The sequence below is a fragment of the uncultured Tenacibaculum sp. genome (assembly GCF_947494125.1).
GTDB lineage: Bacteria > Bacteroidota > Bacteroidia > Flavobacteriales > Flavobacteriaceae > Polaribacter.
The window spans coordinates 701,830-722,967 of sequence record NZ_CANLTU010000002.1; the positions used below are offsets into that span (position 1 = coordinate 701,830).

At 30.7% G+C, this 21,138-nt stretch carries 16 protein-coding genes; 9 read left to right on the forward strand and 7 right to left on the reverse strand.

Annotation, left to right across the window (positions count from 1 at the left end; translation table 11 throughout):
* Positions 1-24: 24 nt before the first annotated feature.
* Positions 25-2,499: an endopeptidase La gene (lon, locus tag Q0881_RS06830; protein WP_299158087.1), complete on the reverse strand. Its 2,475-nt coding sequence runs from the start codon at positions 2,497-2,499 to the stop codon at positions 25-27.
* Between the two features lie 208 nt (positions 2,500-2,707).
* Between lon and Q0881_RS06835 the strand changes: the two genes are divergently transcribed.
* Both Q0881_RS06835 and Q0881_RS06840 read left to right on the forward strand, forming a co-directional pair.
* Entirely contained in the window at positions 2,708-3,391 is a 684-nt protein-coding gene (locus Q0881_RS06835; RefSeq protein ID WP_299158089.1) for a tetratricopeptide repeat protein, read from the forward strand.
* Entirely contained in the window at positions 3,391-3,918 is a 528-nt protein-coding gene (locus Q0881_RS06840; protein ID WP_299158091.1) for a YfiT family bacillithiol transferase, read from the forward strand. Before Q0881_RS06835 ends, Q0881_RS06840 begins: the two co-directional genes overlap by 1 nt.
* 2 nt (positions 3,919-3,920) lie before the next feature.
* Here Q0881_RS06840 and Q0881_RS06845 read toward each other — a convergent pair whose 3' ends face one another.
* From Q0881_RS06845 to pheT, 3 genes are read right to left on the reverse strand one after another with little or no spacing between them, the layout of a single operon-like run.
* The gene (locus Q0881_RS06845; protein ID WP_299158093.1) at positions 3,921-4,535 is read right to left on the reverse strand and encodes a LysE family translocator; all 615 of its coding nucleotides are present in this window, start codon (positions 4,533-4,535) and stop codon (positions 3,921-3,923) included.
* Between the two features lie 3 nt (positions 4,536-4,538).
* Complete coding sequence (locus tag Q0881_RS06850) at positions 4,539-5,573, reverse strand: quinone-dependent dihydroorotate dehydrogenase (protein WP_299158095.1); 1,035 nt, start codon at positions 5,571-5,573, stop codon at positions 4,539-4,541.
* 48 nt (positions 5,574-5,621) lie between these two features.
* Positions 5,622-8,048 (reverse strand): phenylalanine--tRNA ligase subunit beta, encoded by a 2,427-nt coding sequence (gene pheT, locus Q0881_RS06855; RefSeq protein ID WP_299158098.1) that lies wholly within the window; start codon positions 8,046-8,048, stop codon positions 5,622-5,624.
* Positions 8,049-8,219: 171 nt separating this feature from the next.
* Between pheT and Q0881_RS06860 the strand changes: the two genes are divergently transcribed.
* Positions 8,220-10,781, forward strand: a complete 2,562-nt coding sequence (locus Q0881_RS06860; protein ID WP_299158100.1) for an endonuclease — start codon at positions 8,220-8,222, stop codon at positions 10,779-10,781.
* Between the two features lie 180 nt (positions 10,782-10,961).
* Positions 10,962-14,087: an endonuclease gene (locus Q0881_RS06865; protein ID WP_299158102.1), complete on the forward strand. Its 3,126-nt coding sequence runs from the start codon at positions 10,962-10,964 to the stop codon at positions 14,085-14,087.
* Positions 14,088-14,145: 58 nt separating this feature from the next.
* On the opposite strand, the gene Q0881_RS06870 is transcribed toward Q0881_RS06865, so the two are convergent.
* Entirely contained in the window at positions 14,146-14,442 is a 297-nt protein-coding gene (locus Q0881_RS06870; protein WP_299158104.1) for a hypothetical protein, read from the reverse strand.
* Positions 14,443-14,544: 102 nt separating this feature from the next.
* Between Q0881_RS06870 and Q0881_RS06875 the strand changes: the two genes are divergently transcribed.
* The 5 genes from Q0881_RS06875 (at position 14,545) to Q0881_RS06895 (ending at position 19,455) form a co-directional block, all read left to right on the forward strand.
* Entirely contained in the window at positions 14,545-15,174 is a 630-nt protein-coding gene (locus tag Q0881_RS06875) for a CoA pyrophosphatase (RefSeq protein WP_299158106.1), read from the forward strand.
* A 53-nt stretch (positions 15,175-15,227) separates the two neighbouring features.
* Entirely contained in the window at positions 15,228-16,052 is an 825-nt protein-coding gene (locus tag Q0881_RS06880; protein WP_299158108.1) for a lysophospholipid acyltransferase family protein, read from the forward strand.
* A gap of 20 nt (positions 16,053-16,072) precedes the next feature.
* Positions 16,073-17,164, forward strand: coding sequence for a M42 family metallopeptidase (locus Q0881_RS06885; RefSeq protein ID WP_299158110.1), 1,092 nt, complete (start codon positions 16,073-16,075; stop codon positions 17,162-17,164).
* Positions 17,165-17,201: 37 nt separating this feature from the next.
* Positions 17,202-17,744: an NUDIX domain-containing protein gene (locus Q0881_RS06890; RefSeq protein WP_299158112.1), complete on the forward strand. Its 543-nt coding sequence runs from the start codon at positions 17,202-17,204 to the stop codon at positions 17,742-17,744.
* A gap of 91 nt (positions 17,745-17,835) precedes the next feature.
* Positions 17,836-19,455, forward strand: coding sequence for a class I SAM-dependent methyltransferase (locus Q0881_RS06895; protein WP_299158114.1), 1,620 nt, complete (start codon positions 17,836-17,838; stop codon positions 19,453-19,455).
* A gap of 57 nt (positions 19,456-19,512) precedes the next feature.
* Here Q0881_RS06895 and Q0881_RS06900 read toward each other — a convergent pair whose 3' ends face one another.
* The gene (locus tag Q0881_RS06900) at positions 19,513-20,184 is read right to left on the reverse strand and encodes a hypothetical protein (protein WP_299158116.1); all 672 of its coding nucleotides are present in this window, start codon (positions 20,182-20,184) and stop codon (positions 19,513-19,515) included.
* On the reverse strand, positions 20,181-21,138 hold a 958-nt coding region (locus tag Q0881_RS06905), incomplete at its 5' end, for a T9SS type A sorting domain-containing protein (protein WP_299158118.1). The genes Q0881_RS06900 and Q0881_RS06905, both read right to left, overlap by 4 nt.

Consider the following 21,138-nt stretch of genomic DNA (forward strand, 5'->3'; position numbering starts at 1 on the left):
TATTCTTTATTTAATGTTTATCAACTAAACTAGCTTTTTAGCATTCTTTACTTTCTGCTTTGTAAGAGCTAAATCTATAACTTCACTCATCTCTGTTACATAGTAAAATGTTAATCCTTTTAAATAACTAGTTTTAATTTCCTCAATATCTTTTTTGTTCTCCGCACAAAGAATTATTTCTTTAATATTTGCTCTTTTGGCGGCTAATATTTTTTCTTTAATCCCACCAACTGGCAATACCTTACCTCGTAAAGTAATTTCACCTGTCATTGCTAACTTATTTTTTACTTTACGTTGTGTAAATACAGATACTAACGATGTTAACATCGTAATACCCGCACTCGGACCATCTTTAGGTGTTGCTCCTTCTGGTACGTGAATATGTACATCATACTTTTCTAGAACCTCTGGTTTTATTCCAAACTCTTCAGCATTTGATTTTATATATTTCATAGCAATAGTTGAAGACTCTTTCATTACAGTACCTAAATTTCCTGTAATTGAAAGATTTCCTTTTCCTTTCGATAAAATAGATTCTATAAATAAAATATCTCCACCAACACTAGTCCATGCTAAGCCAGTTACAACCCCTGCAACATCATTGTTTTCATACTTATCACGTTCTAAACGAGCTGGTCCTAAAATAGTTTCGATATCTTCATTTGTTAAAGTAACATTATACTCCTCTTCCATTGCTATCGACTTTGCTGCAAAACGCACTACTTTAGCAACTTGCTTTTCTAAACCACGAACTCCAGATTCACGCGTATAACCTTCAACAATTTTTTCTATTTGTTTTTTACCAACCGTTAAATGTTCAGTAGTTAACCCATGTTCTTTTAATTGTTTCGGGAATAAATACTTTTTAGCTATTTCTACCTTTTCTTCAATTGTATATCCTGTAACATTAATAATCTCCATACGATCACGTAATGCCCAAGGAATTTGTCCTAAATTATTTGCTGTAGCAATAAATAATACTTTAGAAAGATCGTAACCTACTTCTAAATAATTGTCATAAAACTCAGTATTCTGTTCTGGATCTAGTACTTCTAACATTGCTGAAGAAGGGTCTCCTTGATTACTCTGGCTTAACTTATCTATTTCATCTAATACAAATACAGGGTTTGAAGTTCCTGATTTTTTAATATTCTGAATTAAACGACCTGGCATTGCACCAATATATGTTTTACGATGCCCTCGTATTTCTGCTTCATCACGTAAACCTCCTAATGACATACGTACATATTTACGTCCTAACGCTTCTGCTACCGATTTCCCTAATGACGTTTTACCAACACCTGGAGGCCCGTATAAACAAAGAATTGGCGATTTCATATCTCCTCGCAATTTTAAAACTGCTAAATGTTCTATAATACGTTCTTTAACTTTTTCTAACCCGAAATGATCTCTATCTAGTATTTTTTGAGCCTTTTTTAAGTCAAATTTATCTTCAGAATATTCGTTCCAAGGCAATTCTAACATTAACTCTAAATAGTTACGTTGCACACCATATTCAGCCATTTGAGGATTCATTCGTTTTAAACGATTTATTTCTTTCTCAAATGTTTCAGCAACCTCCTTATTCCATTTTTTTGTCTTAGCTTTTATTCTCATTTCATCCAATTCTTGGTCATGAGAAACGCCACCTAATTCATCTTGAATGGTTTTTAACTGTTGGTGTAAATAATATTCACGCTGTTGTTGATCTAGATCTGATCTTGTTTTAGATTGAATATCATTACGTAATTGTAATTTTTGAAGTTCTTTATCTAAATTTTTTAATGTTAAAAGAGCACGTTCTTTTAAGTTATCTTTTTCAAGTAATACCTGCTTTTTAGTAACACTCAATTCCATATTTGAAGAAATGAAATTTACTAAAAATGAATTTGACTGAATGTTCTTTATAGCAAAAGAAGCCTCTGAAGGTAACATAGGGTTTTCTTTAATAACCTCTAATGCTAACTCTTTAATTGATTCTATAATCGCATTAAATTCCTTTTGATCATCTACCTCTCGCTCATCAATTGCCTCATGAACTTTCGCTTTTAAATATGGCTCTTCCTGGATAATTTCATCAATTTCAAAACGCTTCTTACCCTGAATAATTACAGTTGTATTACCATCAGGCATTTTAAGAACTCTTAATATTTGAGCTACAACTCCTGTTTTATGAATATCATCCAATCCAGGATTCTCTACATCACTATTTTTTTGTGCTACTACTCCAACTACCTTATCTCCTTTGTTAGCATCTTTTATTAACTGAATAGATTTATCTCTACCCGCAGTTATTGGTATTACTACACCAGGAAACAATACTGTGTTTCTTAGAGGTAAAATTGGTAACTCTGAAGGTACTTCTTCATTGTTTATTAACTCTTCATCTTCAGGTGTTAATAATGGAATTAATTCAGAATTTTCATTAAATGCATCCTGAAGCGACAAATTGTCTAAATGTATTATTTTTGATTTGCTCATATCTTTTATATCTGTCATAGTGACATTTTATTTTTATAACAAATTATATAAAATGCACTTTTAAAAATCGTAAATATTTGATAAATAACACAATACATGTAATTATGTTATTTTCACTAACTATATAAGTCAATTGTTATGCCAACTAAATCTTTATTATAAACTTGTAACTATTTATTAATTGAGTCGTCATATTATTATATTTTTACAAAAAGCTATCCTAACAATGAAAACTAAACTATTATTTATTACTATTCTTTTATTACTAACCAACTGTACTACAAGTAAAAACACCGACGAGTTTATTAAAACTGCATCAGGACGTTATTTTTTTAATGCTGATGAAATTATTGAAGTAAAATTTAATGAAGGTAAATTATTTATAGCTTGGCGTAATCAAGACTTAGAGCCGCTTAAAATTAATGACAGTACTTTTTATGCTCGTGAATTAAATGAAAAATTAATTTTCAATACAGAACAAAACAGAATTAAATTAGCTAAAAAACGTGAACATGAAGACAATGTTTATGTATTTAACAAGCTTAAAGAAGGTGAAAAAACTCCAAGTGAATACTTAGCCGAAAATAATTTTGAAGCAGCTTTAAATGGTTATAAATCTATTAGAAAGAAAGATAGCTTAAATCCAGTAATAAGACAACGTAATTTAAATCGTTTAGGGTATCGTTATTTATCTAAAAATGATTTTGAAAAGGCAATTAGTATATTTAAAATTAATATAGAACTATATCCTAAAAGTTCTAATACTTATGATAGTACCGGTGATGCTTATTTAAAAATGAAAGACACAGTAAAAGCAATTGAATATTATAAAAAATCTTTAGCTATCAATCCTGAGAACAGAAGTTCTCGTAGAGCTTTAAAAAGAATTACTGAAAAAGAAGATAATTAATGGAACATTTAAAGTATCCTATTGGCAAGCCCAATATTCCTGCTAAAATTTCACCAAACCATATTTCTGAATGGCTTACAACTTTAGTAAAATTTCCGAAAAAATTAGAAGCTCTAGTTTGTAATTTATCAGAAAAACAATTGGATACGCCATACAGAGAAGGTGGGTGGACTATAAGGCAAGTTATACATCATTGTGCTGATAGTCATCATAATTCTTATACTCGATTTAAATGGGCTTTAACTGAAAACAAACCAATTATAAAAGCATACTATGAAGATCGTTGGGCTGAATTATTTGATTCTAAGTCTGCTCCTATTGATTTATCTTTAAATTCTTTAAAGGCCTTACATGCAAAGTGGGTATATTTTTTAAATGGACTTACTGAAGATGATTTAAATACATTTTTTATTCACCCAGACGGGAACGAAGAAGTTGGTTTAAAAGAAAATATAGCAATTTATGCATGGCATTGTAACCATCATTATGCACATATTGAAAACCTAATAAAAAGGGAAAACTGGTAGTTTTATAATAAAATTAAAATTGCAATCCCTACAAAAACAATAATTTGTGCCCATTTTAGGTAAACACCTATTTGGGCATTCTTTTTTATTGATTCTGATATTGCTCCTGCTAAAATAGCAATCGTAGAAAATATAATAAATGATGTAAGTATAAATAAACCTCCTAAAACATAGAATTGTAACACATTTGACAAACTATCTGAAAACAAAAATTGTGGAAAGAAAGCTAAAAAGAATATAGTTACTTTCGGATTTAAAACATTCATCCAAAATCCTTTTTTAAACAATTCAAATGTTGATTTTTTCTCTACATTCTCTGTTGAAAAAGCAATTTTAGCATCACTTTTATATACCTGATATGCCAAATACAATAAATATCCAGCTCCTAATAGTTTAATTACTAAAAACAGTTTAGGATTCTGATTAATAATTTCTGAAACTCCAAATGCTACTAAAGTAGTATGAATTATACACCCAGTCATTAAACCAGCAACTGTAGCTAATCCATATTTTTTACCATTTACTATACTTTGTGTTAACACAAAAATATTATCAGGACCTGGAGAAAATGCTAACGTAGCCGTAGCCAAAACAAAAGAGATAAGGGTTTCAATCATTTATTAACTTTTAGCTAAAATAGCTTTATTGATTCTTTTTACCAAGCTCGGTCCTTCATAAATAAAACCCGTGTAAATTTGCACCAAATCTGCACCAGCATTAATCTTATCTAAGGCATCTTTTTCTGAATGTATACCTCCTACTCCAATTATTGGAAATGCTTTATTAGAATTATCAGCTAAATACTTAATAACCTTTGTACTTCTTTCTTTCACAGGTTGTCCGCTCAAACCTCCATTTCCAATTTCTTCTAATCGTTTTTTAGAAGCTTTTAAACCTCCTCTGTTTACAGATGTATTTGATGCAATAACTCCATCAATTTTAGTTGTAGCAACTAATTCTATAATCTCGTCTAATTGTTGATTGTTTAAATCTGGAGCTATTTTTAATAAAATAGGTCTTTGTACAGCTTCTTTATTATTCAATTTTTGAACTTCTGTTATAAGCTCCTGTAAATATTCTACGTCATCTAATTTAGCATGACTCCCTACATTCGGGCAACTTACATTCAAAACAAAATAGTCTACATAAGGATGTAAACCTTTAAAACACTCAACATAATCTTCAGTATAATTCTCTGGAGCTGTATTTGTATTTTTACCAATGTTACCTCCAATAATTATTTTTCCTTTATTCTTTTTTAATTGTTCTATTGCTGTTGCAAGTCCTTCATTATTAAATCCCATTCGATTAATAATTCCTTGGTCGTCTTTTAAACGAAACAATCTTTTCTTAGGATTTCCTATCTGTCCTTTTGGAGTTACAGTTCCAATTTCTACAAAACCAAAACCAAAATCAGCCAACTCATTATATAACACAGCATTCTTATCAAAACCAGCAGCTAAACCTACAGGGTTTTTAAACGTTAATCCAAATAAATTACGTTCTAGCTTTTTATCATTTACTTGATACAAACCTCTAAACAAAGTTGAAACTAATGGTATTTTTGATAAAAACTTTACCAATGAAAAAGTAAAATAATGAATCTTTTCTGGATCGAAAAGAAAGAATATTGGGCGAATTATTAACTTGTACATAATTATATTAAATATAAAAAAAGCCCCAACATAATTGGAGCTTCTGAATTATCTTAAAACAGCTTCTAAATTCTTTTCAAATGTTTGCTGTAATTTTTTCATTATTTTATCAATTTGCTTATCTGCCAAAGTTTTATTCTCATCTTGTAAAACAAAACTTACTGCATATGATTTTTTACCCTCAGGTAATTTATCTCCTTCATACACATCAAATAAATCAACTTCTTTTAATAACTTCTTTTCAGATTGAAAAGCTAAATTGTATAATTCTTTAAATTCTACTTTAGCATCTAATAATAAAGCTAAATCTCTTTTAACAGCTGGGAATTTTGGTAAATCAGTAACTTTAATTTTCTTTTTCCCTACAAAGGTCAAAATATTTTGCCAATTAAAATCAGCAAATAATACTTCTTGCTTAATAGAAAATTCTTTTAAAATTCCTCTTTTTACAACTCCAAACTCTACTAATTTAGTTTTACCCAAACTTAATACTACACCTTCGGAAAATACATCAGTTTTTACTGGTGTTGTTTTTAACTTATCTAATCCTAAACGGCTTAAAATATTCGTTATAATTCCTTTTAAATAAAAGAAATCTGAAGTTTGAGTTGAAGTTTTCCAACTTTCTTTAGTTCTATTACCAGTAACAAACAATGTTAAGTGCTTATCTTCTTGGTATCCACTTTCAAACTTATGATATGTTTTACCAAACTCATAAAACTTTAAAGCGTTATTTTTTCTATTAATATTATACGCTACAGATTCTAAGCCGCTAAATAATAATGATTGGCGCATAACCTTTAAATCATTACTTAATGGATTTAACATCTCTACATTAAATGCTGGATTTAAATTCTCTGATAAAGTTACATAATCTGCCTTAGTTAAAGAATTTGCCATCGTTTCATTAAATCCTAATGAAGTTAATTGATCTGCAACTATGTTCTCTATTTTAACTTCTTTATCACTATCAAAAGATATAGAAGTATTTAATTTATGTGAGAATTCAATGTTATTATATCCGTAAACTCTTAAAATTTCTTCAATAATATCTGCTTCACGTTGTACATCAACTCTGTATGAAGGAATAGTTAATCCTAATCCTCCAGCAGTTTCACTGTTTATTTTTATTTCTAAAGAAGCTAAAATATTTTTAATTGTTTCTTTAGGAATTTCCTGTCCAATTAATCGATACGCATTATCATACGATAAGAATACTTGGAAATCTTCAATTTTTTCTGGATAAAAATCTAAAACATCAGAAGACATTTTTCCTCCTGCATATTCCTCTATTAACAATGCTGCACGTTTTAATGCATACTTTGTTAAATTAATATCGATACCTCTTTCAAAACGAAAAGAAGCATCAGTGTTTAAAGCATGTCTTTTAGCCGTTTTACGTACTGAAACTGGGTTAAAATAAGCACTCTCTAAGAAAATAGTCGTTGTATGTTCTGTTACTCCCGATTTAATTCCTCCAAAAACACCACCTATACATAAAGGGTTGTTATCAGCATCACAAATCATAATATCTTCAGATGATAATTCTCTTTCTACTTCATCTAGAGTTGTAAACTTAGTTCCTTGCTCTAAAGTTTTTACGACAACTTTATTTCCTTTTATTTTATTAGCATCAAAAGCGTGTAATGGTTGTCCTAATTCATGTAATACATAGTTTGTTATATCTACAATATTATTCTTAGGCACTATTCCTATTGCTTTTAATCTATTTTGAATCCACTCAGGTGATTCTTTTACTTCGATATCGGTAATTGTAATTCCACAATAACGAGGAACTAAATTTTTATCTTCAATTTCAATATCAATTTTCTGAGTACGCTCATCAACATGAAAATCTGATACCGAAGGAGAAATTAATTCTAAGTTTATTCCTTGTTGAATTAACCCTGCACGTAAATCACGAGCAACACCAAAGTGACTCATTGCATCTGCTCTATTTGGAGTTAAACCAATTTCAAAAACATAATCTGTTTCAATATTAAAAACTTCCGAACAAGGAGTTCCTGGTGTTAAACTTTCATCTAAAACCATAATTCCATCATGACCTTTACCTAAACCTAATTCGTCTTCGGCACAAATCATTCCATGGCTTTCCTCTCCTCTTATCTTTCCTTTTTTAATTTTAAAGCCTTCTCCTTTTTCATCATATAAAATAGTTCCAACAGTAGCCACTGGTACTTTTTGACCTGCATCTACATTAGGTGCTCCACAAACTATTTGTACTGGATTACCATCACCTAAATCAACGGTAGTAACTTTTAGCTTATCGGCATTAGGGTGTTTTATGCAAGTTTTTACCTCACCTACTACTACACCATTTAAACTACCTTTAATACTTTCAACAGTTTCAATTCCTTCTACTTCAAGACCTAGATCTGTTAATAGTTCTCCAGTTTTTTCAGTTTCCCAATCTGTTTGTAAAAATTGTCGTAACCAATTATATGATATCTTCATAATCAATCTCTAATTTAAGCCCGCAAATTTACATAAAATAAAGGGAAATATCGAATTCCTTTTTAATAGCATTTACTTTACTGAGTGTTAACGATTTGATAACATTGGAGTTTTTATAAAATTGTTTTTTTGCATCCCCCTCTTAAATTAATTAACATAACTTTTTTTTAAATGAAAAAATTATTACCCTTCATTTTACTGATAGTTTCTATATCAGTATTTTCTCAAGTGCCACCTTATTATAACGATGTAAATTTAAATCAAACAAGTACAGCGTTGAAAAATGCTTTGGCTACTAAAATAATAAGTACGCATGCAACAAACTTGTCATATACACCTGGTGTTTGGGATGCTTTAAAACAATCGGATTTAGATCTAACTAATAATTCTAAAGTAGTTTTAATTTATGGATACAGTGATTCTGATGGAAACTATGTAACAGATAGAACTCGTAGTAAAGATGCCAATGGTGGTTCAGCTGGAACACAATGGAATAGAGAGCATGTATACCCAAAATCTTTAGGAAACCCTAACTTAGGAACTTCTGGTGCCGGTGCAGATGCGCATCATATACGTCCTGCCGATATCTCTTTTAATTCACAAAGAAGTAGTAAAAAATTTGTTGCTGGTTCTGGTAACGCTGGTAATGCTTCAGGAGGATGGTATCCTGGAGACGAATGGAAAGGCGATGTTGCTCGAATGATGATGTATATGTATTTACGTTATGGAAATCAATGTTTACCTAATAACGTTGCTATTGGCACCGCTAATTCTTCAGATAGTAATATGATTAATTTATTATTACAATGGAATGCTGAAGATCCTGTATCTAATTTTGAAAAACAACGTAACCCTGTTATTCAAGGTTTACAAGGAAATAGAAACCCTTTTATCGATAATCCAGCTTTTGCTACTAAAATATGGGGAGGACCTCAAGCAGAAGATTTATTTGGAAACGGTGGTGGTTCTTCAGATACACAAGCTCCTTCAGTACCTTCAAATTTAACAGCTTCATCAATTACAGAAAACTCAGTTAATTTATCTTGGACTGCTGCTACTGATAATGTAAGTGTAGTTGGTTATGATGTATATAGAGGAACTACTAAATTAGGAACAGCAACAACAACTTCTTATAGTGCAACTGGGTTAACAGCTTCTACAGCGTATTCATTTTCTGTAAAAGCAAAAGATGCTGCAAATAATATTTCTGCAGCTAGTAATACAGTAAGTATAACTACTTCTTCTACTCCATCTTCAGGAACTGCTTCTGATATATTAATTTCTGAATATGTAGAAGGTTCTTCTAACAATAAAGCTTTAGAAATAGCTAACTATACTGGAGCTACAATTAACTTATCTAGTTACTCTTTAAAGAAAGCTTCTAATGGAGGGGGGTGGACAAGTACTTTAAACTTAACTGGTCAGTTAACAAACGGAAAAGTATATGTAATTGCACATAGTAGTGCTTCTACAACTATTAAGAATAAAGCTCAATTAACAAATACGAGTATCTTATCTTTTAACGGTAATGATGCTGTAGGTTTGTTTAAAGGAAATACACTTATTGATTTAATTGGTAACCCGAACAGTTCTTCTTCATTTGCTCAAGACAAAACATTACAAAGAAAATCATCGGTTAATTCTCCAAATTCTAATTACACTACTTCAGAATGGAATGTACTTTCTAAAGACACTTTTAGTGGTTTAGGAAATCACACTTTTGATGGAGAAAGTATTAGTGATACTGTTGCCCCAACTGCTCCTTCTAGTTTAACAACTTCGTCTGTAACACAAACTTCTGCAAACTTATCATGGAATGCTTCAACAGATAATACCGCTGTTACAAGTTACGATGTATATAAAGGAAGTTCAAAAATAGCTACAGTTACAAGTACAAATTATTCAGTTACTGGATTAACAGCTTCAACAAACTATACTTTTTCTATAAAAGCAAAGGATGCTTCTGGTAATATTTCTACAGCAAGCAATGTAGTTGGTATTACTACAAAATCTATTACAGTTACTTATTGTGCTTCTAAAGGAACTAACTCAAGTTATGAATATATAGACAACGTTGCTATAGGTGGTATATCAAATGTAACTTCTTCTAATGCTGGTTATGGCAACTTTACTACACAAACTGGTAATTTAGGATATGGAAATAATACTATTATAGTAAGTGCTGGTTTTGCTAGTACTTCTTATACTGAGTTCTGGAAAGTATGGATTGATTTTAATAAAAACGGAACTTTTGAAAGTAATGAAGAAGTAGTAAGTGGATCTTCGTCTAGTGCAGGAAACTTATCATATAACTTTACTGTTCCTTCTTCAGCATTAACTGGTAAAACAAGAATGCGTGTTTCTATGAAATGGGATGCAGCTCCTACTTCTTGTGAAACAATTTCTTATGGTGAAGTTGAAGATTATTCAGTTAATATTGGAAACAGTGCTAAAAACACGAACAATACAATTGTAGCTGATGGACAATTAGGAAATGAAGCTTCTATATTTAGTGCTGCTATCTCTCCAAATCCAGCTGTAAACTTTATTAAAATACAAATGGCAGACAACAGAGACGCTAATTTTAAGATAACCAACATTATAGGTCAAAAAGTATTATTTGGAAAAGTAAATCATGCAAACATTAATGTTTCTAATTTAAACAATGGAATGTATATTTTAGAAGTAAATGATGGACAACGTTCATTTACTAAAAAATTCATTAAAAAGTAATTTATACAATTCAATAAATATTAAAGCCTTGTCAATTTTTGATGAGGCTTTCACTATTTTAATACATATTTATCAATAATAATGTTAATAACTTACCAATCCTTAACATTTAGGTAACATTGAATCGTGTTAAAAATGTGTTAATTTTGCAAAACCTTACATAACGTTAAATCCCAAACAATGAAAAGACTATTACCCTTCGTTTTTCTGATAGCGTCGTTATCAGTTTTCTCACAGCAAATACCTTCTTATTATAATGATGTAAATATGAACCAAGCAGGAACAGCATTAAAAGATGCTTTAGCTGTTAAAATCATAGGTTCACATACATCTATTTTGACTTATACACCAGGTGTTTGGAATGCTTTAAAACAAACAGATATAGATCCAACAGATAATACAAGAGTTGTATTAATATATGGTTGGAATGATACTGATTCTGATATTACAAACGATCGTACTAGAGGAAAAGATAACCACGGAGGTGGTTCTGGAGTATGGAATCGTGAGCATGTATATTCAAAATCATTAGCCAACCCTAATTTAGGAACAACAGGTCCTGGTGCAGATGCCCATAACTTAAGACCTTGTGATGCACAAAGAAATTCATCTCGTAGCAATCGTAAATTTGCTTCAGGTTCAGGAAATTCTGGAGCTACAGCTCAAGGAAATTGGTATCCAGGTGATGAATGGAAAGGTGATGTTGCACGTATGATGATGTACATGTACTTACGTTACGGTAATCAATCTCTACCAACTGGGGTTGGAGTTGGAAATACAGTAGCTACAGATCCAAATATGATCGATTTATTTTTACAATGGAATGCAGAAGATCCTGTATCTGATCTAGAAAAACAGCGTAACCCTGTATTAGAACAATTACAAGGAAATCGTAATCCATTTGTAGACAACCCAGCTTTTGCAACGCAAATTTGGGGTGGTCCACAAGCAGAAGACCTATTTGGTAATGGTGGAGGAAATACCGACACACAAGCTCCTACTGCTCCATCTGGATTAGTTGCTTCAAATATTACACAAACTACTGTAGATTTAGCTTGGACTGCTGCTACAGACAATACTGCAGTTACTGGATATAATATCTATAACGGTAGCACACAAGTTGCTACAACAACAAATACAAACACTACTGTTTCTAATTTAACTGCTGGTACTTCATATAATTTTACTGTAAAAGCATTCGATGCTGCTGCTAATGTTTCTATAGCCAGTAACGCTGTTAGTGTAACTACAACTAGTGGTGGTTCTGGAGGAAACGGTACTGCGACAGAATTATTATTTTCTGAATATGTTGAAGGATCATCATATAACAAAGCTATTGAAATTGCTAACTTTACAGGAGCAACTGTAGATTTAAGTGGCTACTCTATTAAAAAAGCTACCAATGGTGGTGGTTCTTGGTCTAATACGCTAACATTAACTGGACAATTAGACAATGGTAAAGTATATGTTATTGCACACAACAGTGCTTCTACAACAATAAAAAACAAAGCTCAATTAACAAATAGTTCAGTAATGAACTTTAATGGTAATGATGCCATTGCTTTATTTAAAGGTAGTACTTTAATTGACCTAATAGGTGATCAAAATAGCAGTGCTAATTTTGGGAAAGATCAAACTTTCCAAAGAAAATCTTCTATTACATCACCAAATACAACTTATACAGTAGCAGAATGGGACATCTTAGCTAAAGATACCTTTAGTGGTTTAGGAGATCATTCTATCGATGGAGGTTCAACTGCTGATACTACAGCTCCAACTGCACCTTCTAGCTTAGTTACTTCTAACTTAACACAAACTACAGTAAATTTAGCTTGGACAGCTGCTACTGATAATGTAGGAGTTACAGGGTATGAAGTATATCAAAACGATACCAAAGTAGCTACAGTAACAACAGTATCTTATGCTGTTACTGGATTAACTGCAGATACTGCTTACAATTATTCTATTAAAGCCATAGATGCTGCTGGAAATATTTCTGCTTTAAGTAATAAAGTATTTATTACAACATTGCCTACTCCTGATACTACTGCTCCATCTGCTCCAAGTAGTTTAGCTGTTTCTAATGTAACACAAACTACAGTAGATTTAGCTTGGACAGCTTCTACTGACAATATTGGAGTTACAGGTTATGATATATACAACGGTAGCACTAAAATAGCAACAGTTACCACTACAAGTTATTCTGTTACTGGATTAACAGCTGCAACAAACTATACCTTTTCAGTAAAAGCTAAAGATGCTGCTGGAAATATTTCAACTGCTAGTAATGTAGTTGGTGTTACTACTAAATCTAATGTTGATGCAACTGCACCTACTGCTCCAAGTAGTTTAGTTGCTTCTAATGTAACACAAACAAGTGTTAATTTAGCTTGGACAGCTTCTACTGACAATGTTGGAGTTACAGGTTATGACATATACAACGGTAGTACTAAAATAACAACAGTTACTAGTACTAACTATACTGTTACGAGTTTAACAGCTGCAACAAACTATACCTTTTCTGTAAAAGCAAAAGATGCTGCTGGTAATATCTCAACTGCTAGTAATGTAGTTGGAGTTACTACACAAGCTTCTACAATTACTTATTGCGATTCTAAAGGAAACAATGTTAATTATGAATATATTGATAATGTAGCAATTGGTGGAATTTCAAACGTTACTTCTGCAAATGGAGGATATGGTGATTTTACTTCTCAAACTGGCAATATCTCTATAGGTAACAATACAATTGTTCTAAGTGCTGGTTTCGCTAGTTCTTCTTATACTGAATACTGGAAAGTATGGATTGATTTTAACAGAAATGGAACTTTTGAAACTTCTGAAGAAGTAGTAACTGGATCTTCATCTAGTGCAGGAAACTTATCGTATAATTTCACGGTACCATCTTCAGTAACAACAGGAACAACAAGAATGCGTGTTTCTATGAAATGGAATGCTGCACCAACTGCTTGTGAAACGATTTCATATGGTGAAGTTGAAGACTATACTGTAAACATTAGCTCTTCATCTAAAGTTATGACAACTGTTCATATTGATGGTGAATTAGGAAATGAAGAACCTATATTCAATGCTAAAGTATACCCTAATCCATCTGTAGATTATATTGTTTTAAAACTTGCAGATAGTAGAGAAGCTTTTTATAAAATTACAAATTATGTAGGTCAAACTGTAATGCAGGGCAAAATTGACAGACAAATAGATATACGTGACTTAAATACAGGAATGTACATTATAGAGGTAAATGATAACCAAAGATCATTTACCAAGAAGTTTATGAAAAAGTAATTTGTTTAATTATTTAATTTCGGAAAAGGCAGCTCTTAAAAAAGCTGCCTTTTTATTTTTATACTTCTATTGTTTTTTCAGCCCCTTTTGAAGAGGTAAATACATGGGTAAACAACCACATAAGTGTAAATGTTGGTATTATATCTAAACCAGGCATTGCTTCTTCAATAAAAGAAACCGCTGCTGCAATTTTACCTTTATTTCCTTTGTACATTCTAGTCATTAAATATGCTGAAGCTGGCGCCCAAATAACATCAAATAACTCTCCCAAACCCGGTATTGCATAAGACACTAATCCCATAGCATCAAAAACTAAGCTTAACACCAGTTTTTGATATTTATTTTTTTTATTCATTCTTATAATTTTATTCTAATTAGGTTCAAATCAAAATTCAAGCCAAATTATGTACGTTTCACCTTGTAAATTAATATGTTTGCTCTAAAATACTAAAAGCGAATGATTTTTTCTGATTTTATAAATCAAATAGAAGAATTAAAAAATAAACCTTTAGGAGGATTAACCTCTCAATTTAAACTTGCTCCTAAATTAAGAACTAAGTTCTCTCAGGAATTAATTGATAGTAAAAATCCCAGAAAAGCAGCAGTTTTAGCTTTATTTTACCCAGATGAGAATAATCAAACTCGTTTTTTATTAACACAAAGGGCTAGTTATAACGGTACACACTCAGCTCAAATTAGTTTTCCAGGTGGAAAAGTAGAAGATAAAGATATCAATCTTCAAGAAACGGCATTAAGAGAAACCTTTGAAGAAGTTGGAGTTTCTACAAATTCGATTAAAGTAATTCGCCAACTTTCAGACTCTTACATACCTCCTAGTAATTTTTTAGTAACCCCTTTTTTGGGAATTGCTTCAAAAAAACCAAGCTTTATTCCAAACAATGAAGTTGCAAACCTTATAGAAGTATTAACGAGCGATTTATTAAATGACAATAATTTAACATCTAAAGAAATGGAAACTTCTTACATGAAGAATATTGACGTACCATGCTTTAAATTAAATAATTATATCGTTTGGGGTGCTACAGCAATGATGCTTTCAGAAATTAAAGATTTATTAAATCAGTAATGTTTTCTATTTCTTTTGTAATTTAGCTTTTACACTAATAAAATTAACTATAAATGCCTTTATTTAAAAGGAATCCATTCGGACATATACTTTTCATTAAAAGATTTCTTATTCAAACACTAGGTGTAGTATCACACAGTAGATATCGAAAATTTAATCAATTACAAATTGAAGGATCAGAGATTTTAAGAAATCTTCCAGACAAAAATGTTTTATTCATTTCAAATCATCAAACATATTTTGCAGATGTAGCAGCTATGTTTCATGTATTTAATGCAGCTTTAAAAGGACGTGATGATAATATTAGAAATGTAGCATATTTATGGAACCCAAAACTAAATATTTATTATGTTGCTGCGGGAGAAACAATGCGTTCTGGTTTATTACCTAAAATATTTGCTTATGTAGGTTCTGTTTCAGTTGAAAGAACATGGAGAAGCTCTGGTAAAGATGTGAAAAGACAAGTGAAAATGTCTGATATTTCTAATATTGGTAAAGCTTTAGATGATGGTTGGGTTATTACTTTTCCACAAGGCACAACAACTCCTTTTAAACCTATACGTAGAGGTACTGCTCATATAATAAAAACTTGTAAACCAACTGTAGTTCCTATTGTTATTGATGGATTTAGACGTTCTTTTGATAAAAAAGGATTGATGATAAAAAAACGTAACGTTTTACAGTCAATGGTTATAAAAGAACCTTTAGATATAGATTATGAAAATGAAGATGTGGCTAGCATTGTAGAAAAAATTGAATATGCAATAGAACAGCACCCATCATTTTTAAAAGTATTAACTCCTAAACAGCTTCAAGAACAAGAAGAGTTTATTGAAAGTCGTCGTTTTTGGGGTGCAGATGTAAAAAAAGAAGAATAAGAATTATATTTTAAGATAGTATGTCAAAAAATAAATCAATTTTAAATGAGAAGTCTATAGATTTCTTAGAGAAATATTTAAACAATGCTGCTCCTACTGGATATGAATGGGAAGGGCAAAAAATTTGGATGGATTATTTAAAGCCATATGTAGATGAGTTTATCACAGATACCTATGGTTCGGCTGTTGGAGTTATAAATCCAGAGGCAAAATACAAGGTTGTTATTGAAGGGCATGCTGATGAAATTTCTTGGTATGTAAATTATATTTCAGACAACGGATTAATCTATGTAATTCGTAATGGAGGTAGTGATCATCAAATAGCACCAAGTAAAATAGTAAATATTCATACTAAAAACGGTATTGTAAAAGGAGTTTTTGGTTGGCCAGCAATTCATACACGTAATAAGGCTAAAGAAGAAGCTCCAAAGCCTGATAATATTTTTATAGATACAGGTTGTGCAACCAAAGAAGAAGTAGAAAAATTAGGTATTCATGTAGGTTGTGTAATTACATATCCAGATGAATTTCATATTTTAAATGGAGATAAATTTGTTTGTCGTGCTTTAGACAACCGTATGGGTGGATTTATGATTGCTGAAGTAGCTCGTTTACTACACGAAAACAAAAAAACATTACCTTTTGGTTTATATGTAACAAACTCTGTACAAGAAGAAATTGGTTTACGTGGAGCAGAAATGATTACACAAACGATCAAACCAAATGTAGCTATTGTAACTGATGTTACGCATGATACAACTACCCCAATGATCGACAAGAAAAAAGAAGGTCATTTAGAAATGGGGAAAGGACCTGTAGTAGCTTATGCTCCTGCGGTACAACAAAAATTACGTGATTTAATTACTGAAACTGCCGAGGAAAAAGAAATACCTTTCCAACGTTCAGCTTTATCAAGAGCAACAGGTACCGATACCGATGCTTTTGCATACAGCAACGGAGGTGTTGCCTCTGCATTAATATCGTTACCACTACGCTATATGCATACTACAGTTGAAATGGTACATAGAGAAGATGTAGAAAATGTAATTAAAATGATTTACGAAAGTTTATTAAAAATAGAAAACGGAGAAGACTTCTCTTACTTTAAATAAAATTACAATCCCGCTTTATGCGGGATTTTTACTTTTTATGGATGAATTAATTGATATTCTTGATCAACAAGGAAATTATACAGGAAAAACTTGTTTAAAATCAGAAGCACATAAATTTGGTCACTTCCACCCTACTGTACATATCTGGTTATATACTACAAATCAACAAGTACTATTGCAAAAGCGTTCACTTACTAAAAAAGTATTTCCTGGTTTATGGGATATTTCTGTTGCAGGACATGTAGCAGCTGGTGAAGAAATTAAAAAAGCAGCATTAAGAGAAATTCAAGAAGAAATAGGTTTTAGCATAATTCCTCAAAATCTACATAAAATTGGTACTAGAAAACATGAAATAAAACATAAAAACGGCATTATAGATAACGAGTTTCATCATGTATATATAGCTGAATTAACAACTGATATTAAATATTTAACTATACAAAAAGAAGAATTAGAAGCTATCAAATTATTTGATTTAGAAACACTAAAAAATACACCCAATTTAAATAATATATTACTTCCTAAGTTTCACGAATACTATTGTTTTGTTTATGATGAAATAATTAAATTATTAGTTTAATTATAATCAAACTTTACTTTCTCTTAAAAAATATTCTTTTGATATTTATAATTAAAAATCAAATAGTTATCTTTATAATAAAACAACTTAGATGCTATCAAAACAAGAGAAATCAGTATTCAGAAGTCAATTATTTTGTCATTTAGACGGTATTGTTACCAGCCCAGCAGCTTATGTTTTACATGAAAAGGGAATTACAAATTACCTTTTAGAAAATAAATCTGCTTCCATAAACACTCTTGCTACACACTTTAAAGCAAATGATGGCTATTTAAACGTAGCATTAAGAACTTTATGCTCTCAAGGTTGGCTTGTTCAACATGTTAATAATACAAACAACACAGTGTTGTTTGAAATTAATGAACGTTCTAAAATAGCTTTCTCTTTTTTTTATTTATATAAAGAAGCTTTTTTACTACTTAAATTTTCTGAAAGCTACAGCGCTCGAAAGTTTGAAATGGCGCCATTTTTAAAGCTAGAAAGTCTTTATACTAATTATAAAAATAAATTTGATGTTTCAAGTTTCTCAACGACTCTTGAAAAAGAAATATTTGAACAAATTATAACACATATAGAAGGTATTATTATAGGGCCTACCATTGTTTTATTGGGTATGAGCGGTATGTTTCATAAATATTTTATGCAAACAAAATTCAAAGCAGAAGAGTTTCATAAAGATTCAAAAAACTTTAGTCGTTTATTAAATATACTTACCCATTTAAATTGGTTTTCTAAAACAAACGATTCTTATGAATTTACAGATAAAGGCTTATTCTTTGCGAGAAGAGCAAGTGCTTATGGTGTAACGGTTTCCTATATTCCTACATTAAGAAAATTAGACAAACTTATTTTTGGAAACCCTAAGATGTTTGATACTTCAAGTATTCATAATGAAGAAATTCATGTAGATAGAGAAATGAATGTTTGGGGAAGTGGCGGTGCACATTCAGCTTACTTTAGAGTTATTGATGAAATTGTTATCAACTTATTTAACAAGCCTATACACGAGCAACCTAAAGGTATTTTAGATGTAGGCTGCGGTAACGGAGCGTTTTTAAAACATCTATTTAATGTTATTGAAAACCAAACCAATCGCGGAAAAATGTTAGAAGATTACCCCCTACTTCTTATTGGTGTTGATTATAACGAAGCCGCCTTAAAAATAACTCGAAAAAACTTGGTCCAAGCTGATATTTGGGCAAAAGTAATTTGGGGAGACATTGGTAATCCTAAAGCCATGTCGGAAGATTTACAAAAGAAATACGGTATTAACTTATCTGATTTATTAAACGTTCGTACTTTTTTAGATCACAACAGGGTTTGGGAAACTCCAAAATCTACCACAAATCTTGCTATAACTTCCTCTACAGGTTCTTATGCATACAAAGGAGAGCGTTTGAATAATAATTATGTCATAGAATCATTGAAACAGCACTTTAATAAATGGACACCTTTTATTAGTAAATTTGGATTACTTTTAATAGAACTACACACTTCTAAACCTGAATTAGTTTCTCAAAACATAGGAAAAACTGCTGCAACAGCTTATGATGCTACACATGGCTATTCAGATCAATATATTATTGAACTGGACGAATATATGAAAACAATGGAAGACATTGGGCTGGTTCCCGATAAAAACACTTTTAAAAAGTTTCCTAATTCTAATTTAGCAACGGTTTCTGTAAATCTTTTTAAACCTAAATCATAAAAAAACTGTTACAATAAATTTGTAACAGTTTTTTTAATTTATAAATGACTTAGATTGTTATTTATTAAATCTAAATTCTTTTATACTAGATGACGAATTATCTTTTTCATCTATAGTTATAATCTTTAAAAAATACTTTTTATTATAATTTATACTTTTATTCTCAATACTATTATTCGTCGTTTCTGCTATTAATACGGTAGTGCTTTCTGATTCTCCTAAATATACTTTGTAATTTGCTATATCATTATCTAAATCAGATCCTACCCATTTTATATTTATAGTTCCATCTTTATTATCTTCTATTGAGATACTAGCTGGAAAAGGAATATGATTAGACACTGAAACCCCTTCAGAATAAAAATTCCAAGTACTACTAGATTTTTCTTTATTGTTTAAAATAGCTATAACATTCCAAGAAAATTTGGTTCCTTTTAAAAGATTAACCTCTATAGAGTTTGTATTCGTTGTTCTTTCTGTTCTCTCTCCTGTATCAGTATTAATAATTACTACTTTATAAGATGTAGCATTTTTTGAAATATTCCATCTTAAAGGAATAGCTACTTGACCCTTTGATATAGATTTACCTTCTGTACAAAGCGTATTATTCTCGGGGAAAATTAATTCAAAAACCCCTAATTCTACTTCTGGCTCTATAGGTTCATTTCCAGACCCTCCACAAGAAATTAAAATCAATTGTATAATCAGTATATATATTAGTTTTTTCATTGCTTTAATATTTTAGTATTAATAATTTGTGTAGATGTAGTTATAGAAATAATATATACTCCTGCCGATATTCGGTTCATAGGTAAGTATCCTATTCCATTTACAACATTAATATTTTTTGATAAAATTATATTACCCGTAAGATTTCTAACAGTAACTGTTACATTACTTTCATTTACAACAATAATAGTAAGGACTTCTTTTACTGGAACAGGATACATTGTAATACTAATATTTTCATTAATATTTTTACTATAAGCACCTTGACACACTTTATTTGTTTTAATTTCAACAAAATTATTACCATTACCAAGATTAACTTTTATCTCTTGTTCATTTGTGTTATTAAAAGAATATTCATATTCTTTATTATTTACAATTACTAAGTAATATTTACTTCCTGATACGTGATAGGTAATTTCTTTATTCTGCAAACTTGCTTTAGATACCTTTAAAGCTTTTGGAGCTTCAATTACTACATTATAACATTGTTTAAAACTATCCGATTCAGAAATTTTTACACATACCTCATAGATACCTACAGATAAATTTGAAATATCTAATCCTAAATTATAATTTACATTCTCAAAACTTCTGCTTTCTCCCCCTCCAGTTAAAGTTACATTATAACTGTAATCTTTTACAAATGATATACCAACTATACCATTATTTTTCCCTGGACAAGTAGAGCTATTTACTATAACTTTTATATCAGTTGGTTGTATATCTACTAATTGGTATTGAGCGCATCCATTTGAATCTACAATACTTCCATTAATTGTATTTAAACATTTATCTAATTTATTAGATACCCCATCATTATCTTCATCCAATTCACTTTCTGAGCATCCATCACTGTTTACTGTTTCTCCTGCTAGTGTATTTAAACATTTATCTAGGTTATTAAATACCCCGTCATTATCTTCATCCAATTCACTTTCTGAGCATCCATCA